Genomic DNA, 16,190 nt, shown 5'->3' on the forward strand with positions numbered 1-16,190 from the left:
CGGCCCACACACCGAGCCTAAGTGGCGCCGGTCCCGCTCGCACGGCGTACGGAAGGCGTCGGGCGCGGAAGGCTCGGGGCGGGGAAAGCTCCGGGCGGGGCGGGCGGCGATGGCTCCCGGGAACGGGTGCCGCGGGAAGGGGTGCCCTGGGGTGCCCTGGGAGCGGGTGCCCCGGGAAACCATCCGCCGGCCGTGCTCGGCTCAGCCGCTCTGGTGCCAGGCCCCGTCGGCGTAGTCGTACCCGTATTCGGGGCGCCCCTTGACGCCGCTGGTGCGGAACGGCGAGCCGTGGTCGTCGATCCGCAGCGTCCCCGAGCGGCCGCCGCTCGTCCAGTCCAGCTCCAGGTACCAGCTACAGTCGCAGCCGGACGTCCGGGCGTTGACCAGCAGCACCTCCGGATCGGAGGCCGAGACCCGGTAGGGGAGGCGAACGGCCGGGATCGGCTTGCCGCCGTCATTGCCGTCGGTGGGGCGGGCCAGCGGACGGGCGGCGTCCAGGTTGACCGAGAAGGCGCGCGGGGTGAGGGAGCCCCCACAGCCGTTCTCCATGGCGAACGACGACCACGCGAGCGGGGTGCGGCGGCCCACGACCCGTACGTGCAGGGCCTGGAGGACGACCGCCGACGAGGCGCGGCCCTGCACCGTGACCTCGACATTGGTGGTCCCGCCGTGCACCGCGCCATGGGCGGCGGCCCAGGTCGGGGCGTCCTGCTCGGTGGGCGGCGGGGCAACCTCGGACGGGGGCCGGTCGATGAGATAGCGGTGGTCGCAGCCGTTCTCCCAGACATGGGAACGGGTGGAGAGGGTGAGCGGGGTCCGGGTGGAACCGCCATCGCCCGGCCCCTTGGCCGAGCCGGTCCCGGGGGAGCCGGAGGGAGCGCCTCCGGCCTTCCGCTCGTCGTCACGTTCGCCCTTCGCGCCGTCGCGGGGCGCGCCGGACGCGTCGTCGCCGTCCGTCTCCTGACGGTCCAGCCGCCCACGGGCGGACGGCCCGGCGGACGGGGCGGACGAGGGGGCGGTGGCGGTGGGGGGTGAGGCCGCCGCGTCCTGCCGCCCGTCCGCACCGGGCGGCCGCACCTCGACCGCCGTGACGGCGAGCACGACGACGGCGGCGGCCCCGGCCAGCAACGCCCACGGCCGCCGCACCCGTGCCCCGACGACGGCCTCCCCACCGCCCCCCGCCACCGCCCGCAACCCCCGCCGCCCACCGGCCACGGGCCCGGCCTCCGCCTTGGCGCCACCCCCGAAGCCGCGCGGCACCCGCCCCCACCCGCCCGCCACGGACGGCACCCGCCCGCCGCCGCCCCGCCCGGTGGTGTGCCTGGGGCGGTGTGCGGTCCCGCGTTGGGGTGCGGTCCCGGGCTCGTGTGTGGTCTCGGGCTGGGGTGTGGTCCTGGGCCGGTGCGCGGTCCCGGGCCGGTGCGCGTCCTCGTGCCGGGGTGTGTCCTCGTGCCGGTCCGTTTTTCCGCGCCGGGGTGGGTTCCCGTGCTGGTGTGCGGTCCCGCGTTGGGGTGCGTCCTGGGGCTGGGGTGCGTCCTCGTGCCGGTCTGCGTCGGCGTGCTGGGGTGTGTCCTCGTGCCGGTCTGCGTCGGCGTGCTGGTGTGCGGTCCTGGACCGGTCCGTGTCCCCGTGCTGGGGTGTCTCCCCGTGCCGGTGTGCGGTCCCGCGCTGGAGTTCGGTCCTGGGCCGGTCCATACCCCCGCGCCGGTGTGCATCCCCGGACTCGTATGCATCCTGGGGCTGGGGTGCATTGCCGGACCCGTGTGCGTCCTGAGGGTGGGGTGCGTCCTCGTGCCGGTGTGCATTCCCGGACCTGTGCGCGTCCTGGGGCTGGGGCGCGGTCCCGTACCGGTCTGTGTCGCCGCGCTGGTGTGCGGTCCCGCGCCGGTCTGCGTCGCTGCGCCGGTCCGTGTCCTCGTGCCGGTCCGTGTCCCCGCGTTGGGATGCGTTCCCGTGGCGGTGTGTGGCGTCACGGCCGGGTGCCGTCTGGTCCTGCTCGGTGCTGACGGCGGGGTGGCCCGGTGAGGGGGCGGCCGCGGTGTCGGTTTGGTGCGCGGGCGGGCGGGGGTCGGTGGCCTTCGCCAGGTTCTCGGTCCCGGTATCGGTGGCCTCACCAGGAGGAGGGGCCGGTCGGGCGTCGGGGCTCGCGATGACGGTCTCGGCGGCGTCCGACGGGGCGTCAGGCGCGTCGGACGGGTCGTCGTCGGCGCCGCCTCGTGCGGCGGCCGCGCCCTCGTCGCCGACCGGGCGTACGGCGTCGGCCGCGCCCCCGCGCGGGGCCGACGCCGTGCCCTCACGGTCGGCCTCACGGTCGGCCTCGCGGTCGGCCGCGCGGGCGCGGCGTCTGGCGGCGTCCGCGCGGACCCAGCGGCGGTGGAGGGCGAGCAGTTCCTCAGAAGTGGCGCCGCACAGCCGGGCGAAGCGCTCGACGGGGGCGTAGTCCGCCGGGACCGCGTCGCCATTGCAATAGCGGTGCAGCGTGGACGCGCTGACGTGCAGTCGCGTGGCCAGCGAGCCGTAACTGCGGCCCGAGCGCTCCTTCAGCGCACGCAAGCGTTCGGCGAAGTCCTCGACCTCTTTGGCGTTCCCCACGCCCACCACCCCCCATATCGGCCCCGGTATCGCGGCATCGTCCCGCGGGCGTCCCGCGAGCTCCTCGCGAGCGCGTTCCAGGGTGTTGTCATACCCCCAAGTCAGCGTACGTGCAGGCATTCCAGCGTCCCGAATGCCACGCCAGCCGTAGCGGCCACGGCCACGTGGCGCACACGCTTGTCCCGCCGTCGCGACCTGCCGGTGCGGCGGCGACATGCTGAGATCCTGAGATCGGGAAGAGACGAGGAACCACCTCATGCGCAAGCCCACGCACGCACTTCGCGGCGCCGCGCTCGGCGGCGTGTCCGCGGCCGCCGCCGTGGCCGTGGCCGTGGCCGGAACCGGACCGGCCCACGCCCAGACCCACGCCCAGGCCCACGCACCGGCGGCCCGGACCACGGCGCAGGCCGTCCCCCGGAGCACCCCCGCCCACCTCGTGCCGAGGGAACTCCCGCCGCATCCGAAGTCCGACTGGTACGCGAGCGATGTCACCGAGGGCCTGCCCGAGACCGCTCCGTTCTGCGTCGAGAAGACCCTGCCGTCGGCCGGGGCGACCCACCGCGCCTTCTGGACCGAGTACGACACCGGCGCCACCCAGATCGTGGTCAGGACCGGCACGGTGGAAGCCGCCCGTAAGCTCGCCGCCGCGGCCGAGCAGAAGATCCGCAACTGCGCCGCCGACTGGCAGCGCGACTACCCGCAGGGCACCGCCTCATGGCGGGACTACGGCGCGCTGACGGCCGAGGACGGCGCCCACGTCTACGGTGTCCACACCTCGTACCCGGACTCGGAGCCCGGCATCCACCTCTTCGGGGTGGGGCGCGACGGCCGGACCGTCACCGTCGTGGCGTGGGGTCAGATGGGCGACTACGACCAGGCGCCGCTGGCCGACTTCAAGCGGACCACCGCCACCGCCGTGGTCAAGCTGTACCACCCGTGACGGGGACGGGTCCCGAGAGGGTCCGAGGAAGATGACGGGGCCGAGGGGTCTGACGGGGAGCCGGGCCTGAGGGGGGCCAACGGACAGCTGACCGGGAACCAGGCAGCGGCCCGAGGGGGAGGGCCCGAGGGGAGGGCCCAAGGGGGGCTTGACGGGGGAGGGGGAGGGGGACCGGTGGCGGCAACGCGGGGGCACGGGGGTGCGCGCGTCGCCGTCACCTCCCCGGAGCCCGGTGGCTCGCACGTCCCGCGCTCACTCCGCCGAATCGGCTACACCCGGGCGGGTGGCCGATATGGTCGGAAGACGCCGCACCATAGGACGTCCGACCGTCGGAGGTTATCCGTGCCGAACGGCTCGCTCTCCCTCGCCGCCTCGCTCTACCTGCTCTCCTACGACCCCGAGACCGGCCGCCCCACCGGTGCTCACACCGCCCTCCTGGTCCGCGCCGCCGCCCTCACCGAACTCGTCCAGCGGGGCCTGCTCACTGACAGCGACGGCAGCCCCTGCCCGGTGGCCGACGCGTTCACCGGGGACCAGGCGCTCGACGGGCTGCTGGAACTGATCGGTGAATCCCGGCCACGCAGCTGGCAGGTCTGGGTGGGGCACCACCCGCGGCTCACCGAGCACGCGGTCCGCGACCAGATGGTGGCGGCCGGCTATGTGCGGCAGAAGGGGAGGCGGGTGCTGGGGCTGTTCCCGGCCAAGGAGTACGTGCTGGAACGGCCCGAGCAGGCGGCCGGGATGCGGGACGACGCGGTGCGCGCGCTGCACGGTGGGCAGCCGGCGGCCGACGTGTCCGAACGGGACGCGGCGCTGGTCACCCTCGCGGCCGCGGGCGAGCTGCGGACGGTGGTGACGGCCACGGACGCCAAGGTCCGCAAGGACCGGATCCTTGAACTGGGGGAGCGCTGCGGAGGCATGGGCCCGGTGCTGGAGAAGGCGATCGCGCAGGTGCGGACGGCGCTCGCCGCCGCCGTCGTCACGACCATGCTGACGACGACCACGGTCACGACCACGACCACGACCTGACCCTCACCGTAGCGGCCGCTCGACCGCCGGTACCGGCTCAGGCGTCGTTCAGCAGCGACGCCAGCCCCCCGTCCAGGTCGAGCTCCCCGGCCTCGTGGCCCTCGGGCACGACGGCGTACGAGCGGCCGAGGAATCTGCGGAGGTCGCCGGTGTCGAACTGGACCATGGCCATGCCCTCCGGGGCGTGGAACTCCAGGACCGTCCGCTGCGGTCCGCACGGCCACATCTGCACGTCCCCGCTGCCCGCCGGGCCCCGCAGCCCGGCCGCGAGCAGCTCCCGCCCGAACGTCCACTCCACGGCGGAGCCGTCGAGGGACGCGGAGGGCGGAAAGGAGACATGGACGGCGAACGGGTCGTTCCGCTCATAGTGCAGACACGCCGGGATCGCGCGTGACTCGGGTGTCGACGCGATGAGCTGCGCCTGGACGGCTTGGTCGATGACTGTGGTCACGTCGGCTCCCTTGCGATGGGTGCGGGGCGCTGTTCCCTTACGACTTACGACTCCCTACGACCGTTAAGACGTCTGGGCGATGAGGGCAGTGCACCCGTTTTCGGAGTGACGTGCGTCACGACTGATTTTTCGCCGGGACATACGGCATTTAGGGTGGCCAAACCATGCAAGGTCTCGGGCGCCGTGCGGAGCTGTTACAGAACGTCGGCAGTGTCGAGGCACCCGTCCCAGGGGTTGTTCCACCATGACCGAAGGTCCCGCGGCGCTCGACGCGGCCGCGTACACCCGTATCTACGAAGCCGAATATCCGCGCCTGTGCGGATATGCCCGAACTCTTACCGATAACCCCTGGGTTGCGGGGGACCTGGTGGCCGAGGCGCACTACAGCGTCTGGCGCCGGCTGCGCGCCGGGCATCCCCTGGGTGCCGACGCTGTTCCGGCCGAGCTGACGGGCGCCGTAAGGGCGCTGTCGGCCGGGGTGGGGAGCTGGGGTCCGCCGCAGCAGGCGTCGTACCTCGAACCGCTCGTCCAGGTCCTCGACGAGCTGCCGCAGCGATGGGTCAAGGCGCTGTGGCTCACCGAGGTGGACGGGCTCCCGCCGGAGGAGGTGGCGCGGCGGGCCGGGGCCGGTCCGGACGGCGCGGCGGCCCTGGTGGAGCGCGTCCGGGAGAGCGTGCGCCAGGAGTTCCTGCGCGCCCAGCCCGGCTATCCGGCGAGCGCCGCGTGCGGTGGGTACTGGGAGCGGCTGCCCGGCCATGTGCGGGGCACGGACTCCCCGCACGAGGCCGAGCAGCTCGCGGTACACGTCGACGGCTGCCGGGACTGCCGGAGCCGGATGGAGCAGCTGGTGGCGGCCGACGGGCGGCTGCCCGCGCTGACCGGCCCGGCCCTGCTGGCGCTGTACGACCGGGACCAGGCGCGCTTCCTGGCGCCGCTGGTGGCCGCCGGTGCGCTGGGCGCGGTGGGGGCCGCCGGGGCGAGTGCCGTGGCGACCGGCGGTGCGCATGCGGCCCGCTCGGGCGGACCGCTGGTCTCCACCCGCCGGTCCATGCGTCACCTCGCCCGCGGGCAGGTGCGCCAGGCGGGGCCGGTGGCGGTCGCGGCGGCCGGGGCCGGGGTGATACTGGTCGCCGGGGCGGCGATCATGACGGGGCTGGCGCTGACGGACGGCGGCGCGGCGGAGGCGCAGCAGCCCGCGGCGGCGTCGACACCGCCCATATCGAGCACGTCGGACTCCTCTTCCGGTTCCGCTGGTTCTTCTGGCTCCTCTGGTTCTTCTGGTTCCTCCAGCCCGTCCGGCTCACCGTCCCCGACTGGTTCCGGCACGTCGGCCACGTCCGGGGCCTCGCGGCATACGGACGGGGCGCGGTCGGGCGCTCCGGGGGAGGCGTCCCGGAGCCGGCCGACCACGTCGAGCGCGCCCACGGGACACTCCCCGACGGATGTGCCCTCCAGTGCCGTATCGCCCTCGCGGAAGGCACCGTCGCCCTCTTCCTCCGCTTCCTCGTCCTCGTCGGGCGGCCCGTCGCACCAGCCGACCGCCGAACCGACCCAGGAGCCGACCGACGGCGGGACGACGGACCCGCAGGACACCCCGAGCGAGCGGCCGACACGGCCCACGGCGAAACCGACCGACTCCGACTCCCGCCCCGACGGCTCCCGGGACTGCGTCTCGCTGGTGGTCCGGCTCTGCGTCTCCCGCTAGGGGCGGCGGGGCCCGCCTGCGCCTTGCGGTTCCCGTGCCGTGGCGACCGTGCCGTGGTGGCGGGAACCGTAAGGCGGGCTCCGAAACGTGCGTGATCGACCGGCCCTAGTACCGTGGGCCGCACGATGACCAGTGCCGTCGATCCACGATATGAACTGCCCCGCGACTGGCCCACGACCGAGGCCGGGGCGATCGCCGTCCAGGAGCGGACGCGGGCGTCCGTGCTGATCGGCGGGGAGGTGCCCGCGCCGGGCACCGGGACCGGCGCGGTCGTCGGGGTGGACGTGGCGTACGACGACGAGCGCGACCTGGTCGCGGCCGCCGCCGTCGCCCTGGACGCGCGCGACCTCGCCGTCGTCGCGGAGGCGACCGCGGTCGGCCGGGTCAGCTTCCCTTACGTCCCCGGGCTGCTGGCGTTCCGTGAGATCCCGGCCGTCCTCGACGCGCTCGGCGACCTCCACCGGCGGCTCGGCAGCCGCCCCGACCTGGTGGTGTGCGACGGCTACGGGCTCGCCCACCCGCGCCGGTTCGGGCTGGCCAGCCATCTCGGGGTGCTCACCGGGCTGCCCACCATAGGCGTCGCCAAGAACCCCTTCGGCTTCCGTCACGCCGATCCGGGGCCGCGGCGCGGCGACTGGGCGCCGCTGCTCGACGGGGACGAGGAGGTGGGCCGGGCGCTGCGCACCCGCGACGGTGTGAAGCCCCTGTTCGTCTCGGTCGGCCACCGGGTGACCATCGCGGACGCCTGCGCGTACACCCTGCACCTGGCCCGCGACTACCGGCAGCCGGAGACGACACGGCGCGCGGACGCGCTGTGCCGCCGGGCCCTCAAGGCCGCCGGGATGTGACGAATCCTCCGGTGCCGGTGCCGGTGCCGGTGCCGGTGCCGGTGCCGCTGCCGGTGCCGGTGCGTTCCGGGGCTGTCAGACCCGTCGCGTCTCGGCCAGGAAGCAGCCGAACTCGACGGCGCGCACATGCACCGACGCCACCCGAGGGTCCCGGTACAGCTCGGCCAGCCCCTCCTCGAGCGTCGGTTCGCCGCCGTTCAGCAGCCGGCCGCCGAGGATGCCGCCCTCGGCGGAGTACGCCCGCAGCACCCGGCGCGTGCCCCGGATGCCGTCCGGGATGCCGGGGCCGGTCCAGCCGTCGCACTCCCCGGGGTGGATGAAGACCGGGCCGACCTCGTCGTACGGGCCGGGCGTGGCGCCCGTCTCCGCGGCCCAGCGGCGCAGCGGGGCGTAGGAGACCAGCGCGATGGTCTCGTGCGGCCGGCTCCGGCCCAGGCAGCAGCGCATCGGGCTGCCGCCCTCCTCGCCCTCCACCACCGTGCGCGGCGGCTGCCCCGCGTCGTCGGCGGTCCGCAGCAGCTTCAGCGCCTCGGGCGCGATGGCCCGCAGCTCGTAGTTCTCGCTCATGCGGTCCAGGGTGGCCGGTGGGCCCCCGGCGTGCTGGCGGGATTCGGACCAGGCGCTGAGGTGGGCGATGTACTTGACAGGGCGGTGGTGCTCCGTCAGATTCGGGCCACCACAGGACGTCCGACGTCCATATTGTCCCGCTGCCCAGGTCGTCCCGCTCTCCAGAAAGCTGGTGTCGATGAGTCTTCCGGCGCCCCTCACCGGTGTCGTACCGCCCCTGTGCACCCCGCTCACCCCCCTGGGCGAGGTCGACACCCGTTCCCTCGCCGCGCTCGCCGAGCGGCTGATCGACGCGGGGGTGAGCGCGCTGTTCGCGCTCGGCTCCAGCGGAGAGGCCGCCTATCTGGACGACCGCAGCCGCCGTACGGTCCTCGAGACGGTCATCGGGGCCGCGGACGGCCGGGTGCCCGTGCTCGCCGGGGTGATCGACATGACGACCGCGCGGGTGCTGGACCACGCCCGTACGGCGGCGGAGCTGGGCGCGGACGGGATCGTGGCCACCGCGCCCTTCTACACCCGCACCCACCCCGTGGAGATCGCCGACCACTTCCGGCGGCTGCGCGACGGCGCGGACCTGCCGCTGTTCGCCTACGACATCCCGGTCTCCGTCCACTCCAAGCTGACGCCCTCGATCCTGCTCCCGCTGGCCGCCGACGCCACGCTGGCCGGGGTCAAGGACAGCAGCGGGGACGACGGGGCGCTGCGGCGGCTGCTCGTCGAGGTGCGCCGGCGCGGCCTGGGCGACTCCTTCACCGTGCTCACCGGCTCCGAGCTGTCCGTGGACGGCGCCCTGCTGGCGGGGGCCCATGGCGTCGTCCCGGGCCTGGCCAATGTCGATCCGGCCGGTTTCGTCCGGCTGTACCGGCACGCGCGCGCGGGACGCTGGGAGCAGGCGGCCGCCGAACAGGACCGGCTGGCCGCGCTCTTCGCCATCACCGACGCCGGGGACCCGGCGCTGATGGGCGGCAGTTCGTCGGGGCTCGGCGGCTTCAAGACCGCGCTGCGGCTGCTGGGCGTGATCGAGTGCGCGGACACCGCCGCGCCCCAGGTCCCGCTCGGCGAGGCGGCCGTCAAGACCGTACGTCAGCTGCTGGAGGAGGGAGGGCTGCTGACGTGACCACAGCCCCCGAGGTGCCCTGGTACCGAGAGGTCTCCCGTGGCCAGTGGAAGTCCATGTTCGCCGCCTGGATCGGCTATCTGCTCGACGGTTTCGACTTCGTGCTGATCACGCTCGTCCTGACCGAGATAGCCGACGAGTTCGACCTGAGCACGGCCTCGGCGGCGACCCTGGTCTCCGGTGCCTTCATCACCCGCTGGCTCGGCGGGGCGGTGCTGGGCGCGCTGGGCGACCGCTACGGACGCAAGGCCGCGATGATCGTCAGCATCCTGCTCTACTCGCTCGGCACCTTCGCGTGCGGCTTCGCCTGGAACTACACCAGCCTGTTCACGGCCCGGCTGGTGATTGGCATGGGCATGGCCGGTGAGTACACCGCGAGCGCCACCTATGTCCTGGAGAGCTGGCCCGCGCGGCTGCGCAACCGCGCCTCCGGCTTCCTGATCTCGGGCTACTCCGGCGGCACCATCATCGCCTCCGAGCTCTACAAGTGGGTGGTGCCCCACTGGGGCTGGCGCTGGATGTTCTGGATCGGAGTGCTGCCGGTGCTGGTCGCGCTGTGGGTACGGCGGGCCCTTCCGGAGGCCGGGGAGTGGGACGAGGAGGTGGCGACGGCGCGGGCGCGGCCGAACCCCTTCCGGCCGCTGTTCGCCGGGCGTTCCCACGCCAGCGCCAACACGGCGCTGGCCGTGGCCGCGAGCACCGCGCTGTTCTGCGTCTTCACCCCGCTGGGCGCGGGCTGGCGCTGGCCGCTGTCGGTCCTGGCGGCGGGGTGTCTGGTCGCCTTCGCGGCCCAGCTCGGCGGACGCCGCCGCTGGTCGCTGTACATCGCCCTGACGTGCACGGTCTTCTGCGCGTTCCTCTACAGCTGGCCGATCCAGGCGCTGCTGCCCACCTATCTGAAGGAGCAGCTGGGATACACCCCCTCCGAGGTCACCGATGTGATGTTCTACGCCGGGTTCGGCACGATGGCCGGGTGCTGGCTCGCGGGATTCGCGGGCGACTGGCTCGGCACCCGGCGCGCCTACGCCTACACCCTGCTCGCCTCGCTGGCCTTCGTCTTCCCGGTGTTCGCGGTGCGCGACAGCCTGGTCGGGCTCGGCGTGCTGCTGTTCTTCCTGCTCGCGCTGAGCCAGGGGATCTCCGGCCTGCTGCCGAAGTACACCGCGGGTCACTTCCCGACCGAGAGCCGGGCCGCCTCGCTCGGCTTCGTCTACAACACCGGGGCGCTCGGCGGCGCGGTGGCGCCGGTGCTCGGCGCCCATCTGGCCGAGGGCATGTCCCTCGGCCGGGCGCTGGCGGTGCTCACCTTCGGGCTGACACTGCTGGTGATCGTGCTGGTCGGTGCCGACGTGCCGCGCCGGCTGGGCCGGCTGACCGATCCGGCGGGCGACGAGGACCATCTCGGGCCCGGCCGGCCGCTGCCGGTGGCGGAACCCGGCGTGGAGCGGACCTGATCCGGGGCCGGCAGGGGCGGAGCGCCTCTGATCCGGGACGCCGGCCGGGGCGGCGCCCCGAGGCACGAGGCTTCGGTGTCCCGAGGTACGAGGCTTCGGTGTCCCGAGGTACGCGGTTTCGGCGCCACGGCCACGAGGCTTCGGTGTCCCGAGGTACGCGGTTTCGGCGCCACGGCCACGAGGCTTCGGTGTCCCGAGGTACGCGGTTTCGGCGCCACGGCCACGAGGCTTCGGTGTCCCGAGGTACGCGGTTTCGGCGCCACGGCCACGAGGCTTCGGTGTCCCGAGGTACGCGGTTTCGGCGCCACGGCCACGAGGCTTCGGCGCCCCGAGGCACGCGGCTTCGGTGTCCCGAGGTACGCGGTTTCGGCGCCCCGAGGTACACGGCTTCCGAGCCCACAGCCGCGCGGCTTCGGCGCCCCGAGGCACGCGGCTTCGGCACCCCCGACGCGCCACACCCGGCCCGCCGTACGGCCGCGGAGGCCAAGCCCCTCGCCCATCAAGGGGTTTGGTTGTCCACAGGCCCAGGCGGGGGCTTGTGGAATGAGGACCGCGTTCTTAGCATCGGCGGTGTTACAGCGGTGGTGTCACATGATGGGGACGGGATGACGGCGATGGAGGAGGGGGCGACCGCGGCCGGCCCGCTGGCCGGAGTGCGTGTGGTGGAGCTCGCGGGGATCGGTCCTGGCCCGTTCGCCGCCATGGTCCTCGGCGACCTCGGCGCCGATGTCGTCCGCGTCGACCGCCCCGGAGGCCCCGGGGGCCTGCGGATCGACCCGGACTACGACCTGGCGAACCGCAACAAGCGCTCGGTGCTGCTGGACCTGAAGACCGAGGAGGGCGCGGCCGCCGTGCTCGACCTCGTGGAGCGCGCCGACGTCCTCATCGAGGGCTACCGCCCGGGGGTCGCCGAGCGGCTGGGCGTCGGTCCGGACGCCTGTCTGGCCCGTAACCCCGAGCTGGTCTACGGCCGGATGACCGGCTGGGGGCAGCAGGGCCCGCTCGCCGGGGTGGCCGGCCATGACCTCGGCTATATCGCCGTCAGCGGCGCCCTCAGCATGATCGGCGCCGTCGACGGCCCGCCCATCGCCCCCGCCAACCTCCTGGGGGACTACGCGGGGGGTTCGCTCTATCTCGTCATCGGCGTCCTCGCCGCCCTCCAGCACGCCCGAGCGGGCGGCCCCGGTCAGGTGGTGGACGCCGCGATCGTCGACGGCACCGCCCATCTGACCTCCGTCATCCACGGCATGATGGCCGCCGGTGGCTGGCGGGACCAGCGCGGCACCAATCTCCTCGACGGCGGCTGCCCCTTCTACGGCACCTATGAGACCGCCGATGGCGGCTATATGGCGGTCGCGCCCCTGGAGCGCAAGTTCTACACGGAGTTCATCGAGCTGCTGGGGATCGCCGATCAGGCCCCCGCCCGCGACGACTTCGACAGCTGGGCCGAGCTGCGCGCCGCCATCGCCGACCGCTTCAAGCAGCGCACCCGCGAGGAGTGGACCGCCGTCTTCGCCGCCTCGGACGCCTGTGTCGCCCCCGTGCTGTCGCTGCGGGAGGCCCCGGCCCATCCGCAGCTCGTGGCCCGCTCCACCTTCCTCGACCACGGCGGGATCACCCAGCCCGCGCCCGCCCCGCGCTTCTCCGCCACCCCGGGCGCGGTGCGCCGCGCGCCCGCCCGGCCCGGGGCGGACACCGCCGAGGTGGCCCGCGACTGGGGTGTCACCTCCCTCGGCGAGGGAAGTCCCTCATGAGCCCCCGGTCCGGTCCCGGCCGGTCCGCCGAGCCGCCCCCGCCCCGCTGAGCCGTCCCGCCCAACCCTCCCCGAAAGGCCGCTGACGTGAGCACCGAAGCGTATGTGTACGACGCCATCCGCACCCCGCGCGGGCGTGGGAAGGCCGATGGCGCCCTGCACGGCACCAAGCCCGTCGACCTGGTGGTGGGCCTCATCCAGGAGATCCGGCGGCGGTTCCCCGAGCTGGACCCGGCGGCCATCGACGACGTGGTCCTCGGCGTCGTCAGCCCGCTCGGCGACCAGGGCTCCGACATCGCCAAGATCGCGGCCATCGCGGCCGGGCTCCCGGACACGGTCGCCGGCGTCCAGGAGAACCGCTTCTGTGCCTCGGGCCTGGAGGCCGTCAACCTGGCCGCGGCCAAGGTCCGTTCCGGCTGGGAGGACCTGGTGCTCGCGGGCGGCGTCGAGTCGATGTCGCGGGTGAAGATGGGCTCCGACGGCGGAGCCTGGTTCGCGGACCCGATGACCAACTACGAGACCGGTTTCGTACCGCAGGGCATCGGCGCCGACCTCATCGCCACCATCGGCGGCTACAGCCGCCATGACGTGGACAGCTTCGCCGCGCTCTCCCAGGAGCGGGCCGCGCGGGCCTGGAAGGAGGGGCACTTCGACCGCTCCGTGGTCCCGGTCCGCGACCGCAGCGGGCTGACCGTCCTCGACCGGGACGAGCACATCCGCCCCGGCACCACCCCCGAGACCCTGGCGGGCCTCAAGCCGTCGTTCGCGACCATCGGCGAAGCGGGCGGCTTCGACGCGGTGGCGCTTCAGAAGTACCACTGGCTCGAGGCGATCGACCACGTCCACCACGCCGGGAACTCCTCGGGCATCGTGGACGGCGCCGCCCTGGTCGCCATCGGCAACCGCGAGGTCGGCGAGCGCTTCGGGCTGACCCCGCGCGCCCGGATCGTCTCCGCCGCCGTCTCCGGCGCCGACCCCACCATCATGCTCACCGGCCCGGCACCCGCCACCCGTAAGGCGCTCGCCAAGGGCGGGCTGACCATCGACGACATCGACCTGGTCGAGATCAACGAGGCGTTCGCGGCGGTGGTGCTGCGCTTCGTGGACGACATGGGCCTGAGCCTGGACAAGGTCAATGTCAACGGCGGCGCGATCGCGATGGGCCATCCGCTGGGCGCCACCGGCGCGATGATCCTCGGCACGCTGATCGACGAGCTGGAGCGGCGCGGCGGGCGGTACGGGCTGGTGACGCTGTGCGTGGGAGGTGGGATGGGCATCGCGACGGTGGTCGAGCGGCTCCGCTGACGCCGAGCTCCCTCCCGCCCCCACCCCCGCCCCCGCGCCCGTCCCCTTCGCCCTGGAGACCTCAGATGACCCACCCCACCACCGCCTCCACCATCCGCTGGGAGCAGGACGACGAGGGCGTCGTCACCCTGGTGCTCGACGACCCCGGCCAGTCCGCCAACACCATGAACGCCGCGTTCATCGACTCCCTCGACGCGATCGCCGAGCGCGCCGAGGCCGAGCGGGACGCCATCCGCGGCATCATCGTCACCTCCGCCAAGAAGACCTTCTTCGCCGGCGGCGACCTCAACGACCTCCTCCAGGTCGGGCCCGACCAGGCCCAGGAGGTCTACGAGAAGAACCTCCGCGTCAAGCGCGGGCTGCGCCGGATCGAAACCCTCGGCAAGCCCGTGGTCGCCGCGATCAACGGCGCGGCGCTCGGCGGCGGGCTGGAGATCGCGCTCGCCTGCCACCACCGCGTCGCCCTCGACGCCCCCGGCTCGCGCATCGGCTTCCCCGAGGTCACCCTGGGCCTGCTCCCGGGCGGCGGCGGAGTCGCCCGTACGGTCCGGCTGCTCGGCGTCTCCGACGCGCTGCTCACGTGGCTGCTCCAGGGGACGCGCTACAACCCCCGGCGCGCCCAGGAGGCGGGGCTGGTGGACGAGGTGGCGGCCACCCCGGAGGAGATGCTCACCCTGGCGCGGGCGTTCATCGCCGCCCACCCCGAGTCGGCGCAGCCCTGGGACGAGAAGGGCCACCGGATCCCGGGCGGCACTCCGGCGCAGCCGAAGTTCGCCGTCAACCTGCCCGCCTTCCCCGCCAATCTGCGCAAGCAGCTGAACGGCGCCCCCTACCCGGCGCAGCGCAACATCCTGGCCGCCGCCGTCGAGGGCTCCCAGGTGGACTTCGAGACCGCGCAGACCATCGAGGCCCGGTACTTCACCGAGCTGGTCATCGGCCAGACCGCCAAGAACATGATCCAGGCGTTCTTCTTCGATCTCCAGGCGGTCAATTCCGGTGCCAACCGCCCCCAGGGGATCGAGGCCCGTCAGGTCCGCAAGGTCGCGGTGCTGGGCGCCGGGATGATGGGCGCGGGCATCGCGTACTCCTGCGCCAAGGCGGGCATCGAGGTCGTCCTCAAGGACGTGTCCCTGGAGGCCGCCGCCAAGGGCAAGGCGTACTCGGCGGGGCTGCTGGCCAAGGCGCTCGCCAAGGGCCGTACCACCGAGGCCGAGCGGGACGAGCTGCTGGCCCGGATCACCCCCACCGCCGACCTCAGCGATCTCCAGGGCTGTGACGCGGTCATCGAGGCGGTCTTCGAGGACCCGGCGGTCAAGCACAAGGTCTTCCAGGAGATCGAGGGCGTCGTCGCCCCGGACGCCCTGCTGTGCTCCAACACCTCCACCCTCCCCATCACCCTGCTCGCGGAGGGAGTGCAGCGCGCCGACGACTTCATCGGGCTCCACTTCTTCTCACCCGTCGACAAGATGCCGCTGGTCGAGATCATCAAGGGCGAGCGCACCGGCGACAAGGCGCTGGCCCGCGCCTTCGACCTGGTGCGGCAGATCAACAAGACCCCGATCGTGGTCAACGACTCCCGCGGCTTCTTCACCTCCCGCGTCATCGGCCACTTCCTCAACGAGGGCGTGGCGATGGTGGGCGAGGGCATCGACCCGGCCTCCGTGGAACAGGCCGCGGCCCAGGCCGGCTATCCGGCCAAGGTGCTCTCCCTGATGGACGAGCTGACCCTGACCCTGCCGCGCAAGATCCGCGAGGAGACGCGCCGGGCGACCGAGGAGGCGGGCGGCACATGGCGGCCGCATCCGGCCGACGCGGTCATCGACCGCATGGTGGAGGAGTTCGGGCGCCCCGGCCGCAGTGGCGGCGCGGGCTTCTACGACTACGACGAGACGACCGGCAAGCGCACCCGGCTGTGGCCCGGACTGCGTGAGCACTTCGGCTCGGGCGGTTCGGGCGGCTCGGACACCGGGGGCACCGGCATCCCCTTCGAGGACATGAAGGAGCGGATGCTCTTCTGCGAGGCCATCGACACGGTGCGGCTGCTGGAGGAAGGCGTGCTGACCTCCGTCGCCGACGCCAACATCGGCTCCCTCCTCGGCATCGGCTTCCCCGGCTGGACGGGCGGCGTGCTCCAGTACATCAACGGCTACGAGGGCGGTGTGGCCGGTTTCGTGGCCCGCGCCCGGCAGCTGGAGGCGGCGTACGGGGAGCGGTTCGCCCCGCCCGCGCTGCTGCTGGAGAAGGCGGAGCGCGGGGAGCGCTTCACGGATTAGCGTGCGCACGGGGTCGCGTGCGCTGACGGGGCCTCTGTGCGCTGACGGGGGCTCCCATGCGTTGGCAGGGGCTCCCGTGTGCTGACGGGGGCCCATGCGCTGACGGGAACTCCCGTGTGGTGACGGGGCTCCATGTGCTGACGGGCCGACCGGTGC

The 16,190-nt window shown here is 73.7% G+C and carries 12 protein-coding genes; 9 read left to right on the forward strand and 3 right to left on the reverse strand.

From position 1 onward, the window contains the following. Positions 1 to 201: 201 nt before the first annotated feature. Positions 202 to 2,592: a helix-turn-helix domain-containing protein gene (locus N6H00_RS40640; RefSeq protein ID WP_443073098.1), complete on the reverse strand. Its 2,391-nt coding sequence runs from the start codon at positions 2,590 to 2,592 to the stop codon at positions 202 to 204. A 256-nt stretch (positions 2,593 to 2,848) separates the two neighbouring features. On the opposite strand from N6H00_RS40640, the gene N6H00_RS31975 reads away from it, so the two are divergent. Further along, positions 2,849 to 3,532 carry a hypothetical protein gene (locus tag N6H00_RS31975; RefSeq protein WP_268975303.1) on the forward strand — a complete coding sequence of 228 codons (684 nt, stop codon included), beginning with the start codon at positions 2,849 to 2,851 and terminating at the stop codon, positions 3,530 to 3,532. 342 nt (positions 3,533 to 3,874) lie between these two features. After that, entirely contained in the window at positions 3,875 to 4,561 is a 687-nt protein-coding gene (locus N6H00_RS31980) for a GOLPH3/VPS74 family protein (protein ID WP_268975304.1), read from the forward strand. A gap of 37 nt (positions 4,562 to 4,598) precedes the next feature. Here N6H00_RS31980 and N6H00_RS31985 read toward each other — a convergent pair whose 3' ends face one another. Next, positions 4,599 to 5,012: an SsgA family sporulation/cell division regulator gene (locus tag N6H00_RS31985; protein ID WP_268975305.1), complete on the reverse strand. Its 414-nt coding sequence runs from the start codon at positions 5,010 to 5,012 to the stop codon at positions 4,599 to 4,601. Between the two features lie 244 nt (positions 5,013 to 5,256). Between N6H00_RS31985 and N6H00_RS31990 the strand changes: the two genes are divergently transcribed. Together N6H00_RS31990 and N6H00_RS31995 are read left to right on the forward strand one after the other, a co-directional pair. Next, positions 5,257 to 6,717, forward strand: a complete 1,461-nt coding sequence (locus N6H00_RS31990) for a hypothetical protein (RefSeq protein ID WP_268975306.1) — start codon at positions 5,257 to 5,259, stop codon at positions 6,715 to 6,717. Between the two features lie 125 nt (positions 6,718 to 6,842). Then, complete coding sequence (locus N6H00_RS31995; RefSeq protein ID WP_268975307.1) at positions 6,843 to 7,565, forward strand: endonuclease V; 723 nt, start codon at positions 6,843 to 6,845, stop codon at positions 7,563 to 7,565. Positions 7,566 to 7,640: 75 nt separating this feature from the next. Here the strand turns inward: N6H00_RS31995 and N6H00_RS32000 are convergent, their stop codons facing one another. Next, entirely contained in the window at positions 7,641 to 8,132 is a 492-nt protein-coding gene (locus N6H00_RS32000) for a DUF1203 domain-containing protein (protein WP_268975308.1), read from the reverse strand. Positions 8,133 to 8,310: 178 nt separating this feature from the next. Between N6H00_RS32000 and N6H00_RS32005 the strand changes: the two genes are divergently transcribed. From N6H00_RS32005 to N6H00_RS32025, 5 genes are all read left to right on the forward strand, one after another. Beyond that, positions 8,311 to 9,249, forward strand: a complete 939-nt coding sequence (locus N6H00_RS32005; protein ID WP_268975309.1) for a dihydrodipicolinate synthase family protein — start codon at positions 8,311 to 8,313, stop codon at positions 9,247 to 9,249. Between the two features lie 56 nt (positions 9,250 to 9,305). Then, positions 9,306 to 10,703 carry a sialate:H+ symport family MFS transporter gene (locus N6H00_RS32010; RefSeq protein WP_443073253.1) on the forward strand — a complete coding sequence of 466 codons (1,398 nt, stop codon included), beginning with the start codon at positions 9,306 to 9,308 and terminating at the stop codon, positions 10,701 to 10,703. 605 nt (positions 10,704 to 11,308) lie between these two features. Beyond that, on the forward strand, positions 11,309 to 12,457 hold the full coding sequence (locus N6H00_RS32015; RefSeq protein ID WP_268975311.1) for a CaiB/BaiF CoA transferase family protein: 1,149 nt from the start codon (positions 11,309 to 11,311) through the stop codon (positions 12,455 to 12,457). An 86-nt stretch (positions 12,458 to 12,543) separates the two neighbouring features. Continuing rightward, on the forward strand, positions 12,544 to 13,761 hold the full coding sequence (locus tag N6H00_RS32020) for an acetyl-CoA C-acetyltransferase (protein ID WP_268975312.1): 1,218 nt from the start codon (positions 12,544 to 12,546) through the stop codon (positions 13,759 to 13,761). A 65-nt stretch (positions 13,762 to 13,826) separates the two neighbouring features. After that, positions 13,827 to 16,034, forward strand: coding sequence for a 3-hydroxyacyl-CoA dehydrogenase NAD-binding domain-containing protein (locus N6H00_RS32025; protein WP_268975313.1), 2,208 nt, complete (start codon positions 13,827 to 13,829; stop codon positions 16,032 to 16,034). Positions 16,035 to 16,190 lie beyond the last annotated feature (156 nt).

Origin of the sequence: Streptomyces sp. S465 (genome assembly GCF_026898115.1) — a bacterium.
GTDB classification, from domain to species: Bacteria; Actinomycetota; Actinomycetes; order Streptomycetales; family Streptomycetaceae; genus Streptomyces; species Streptomyces luomodiensis.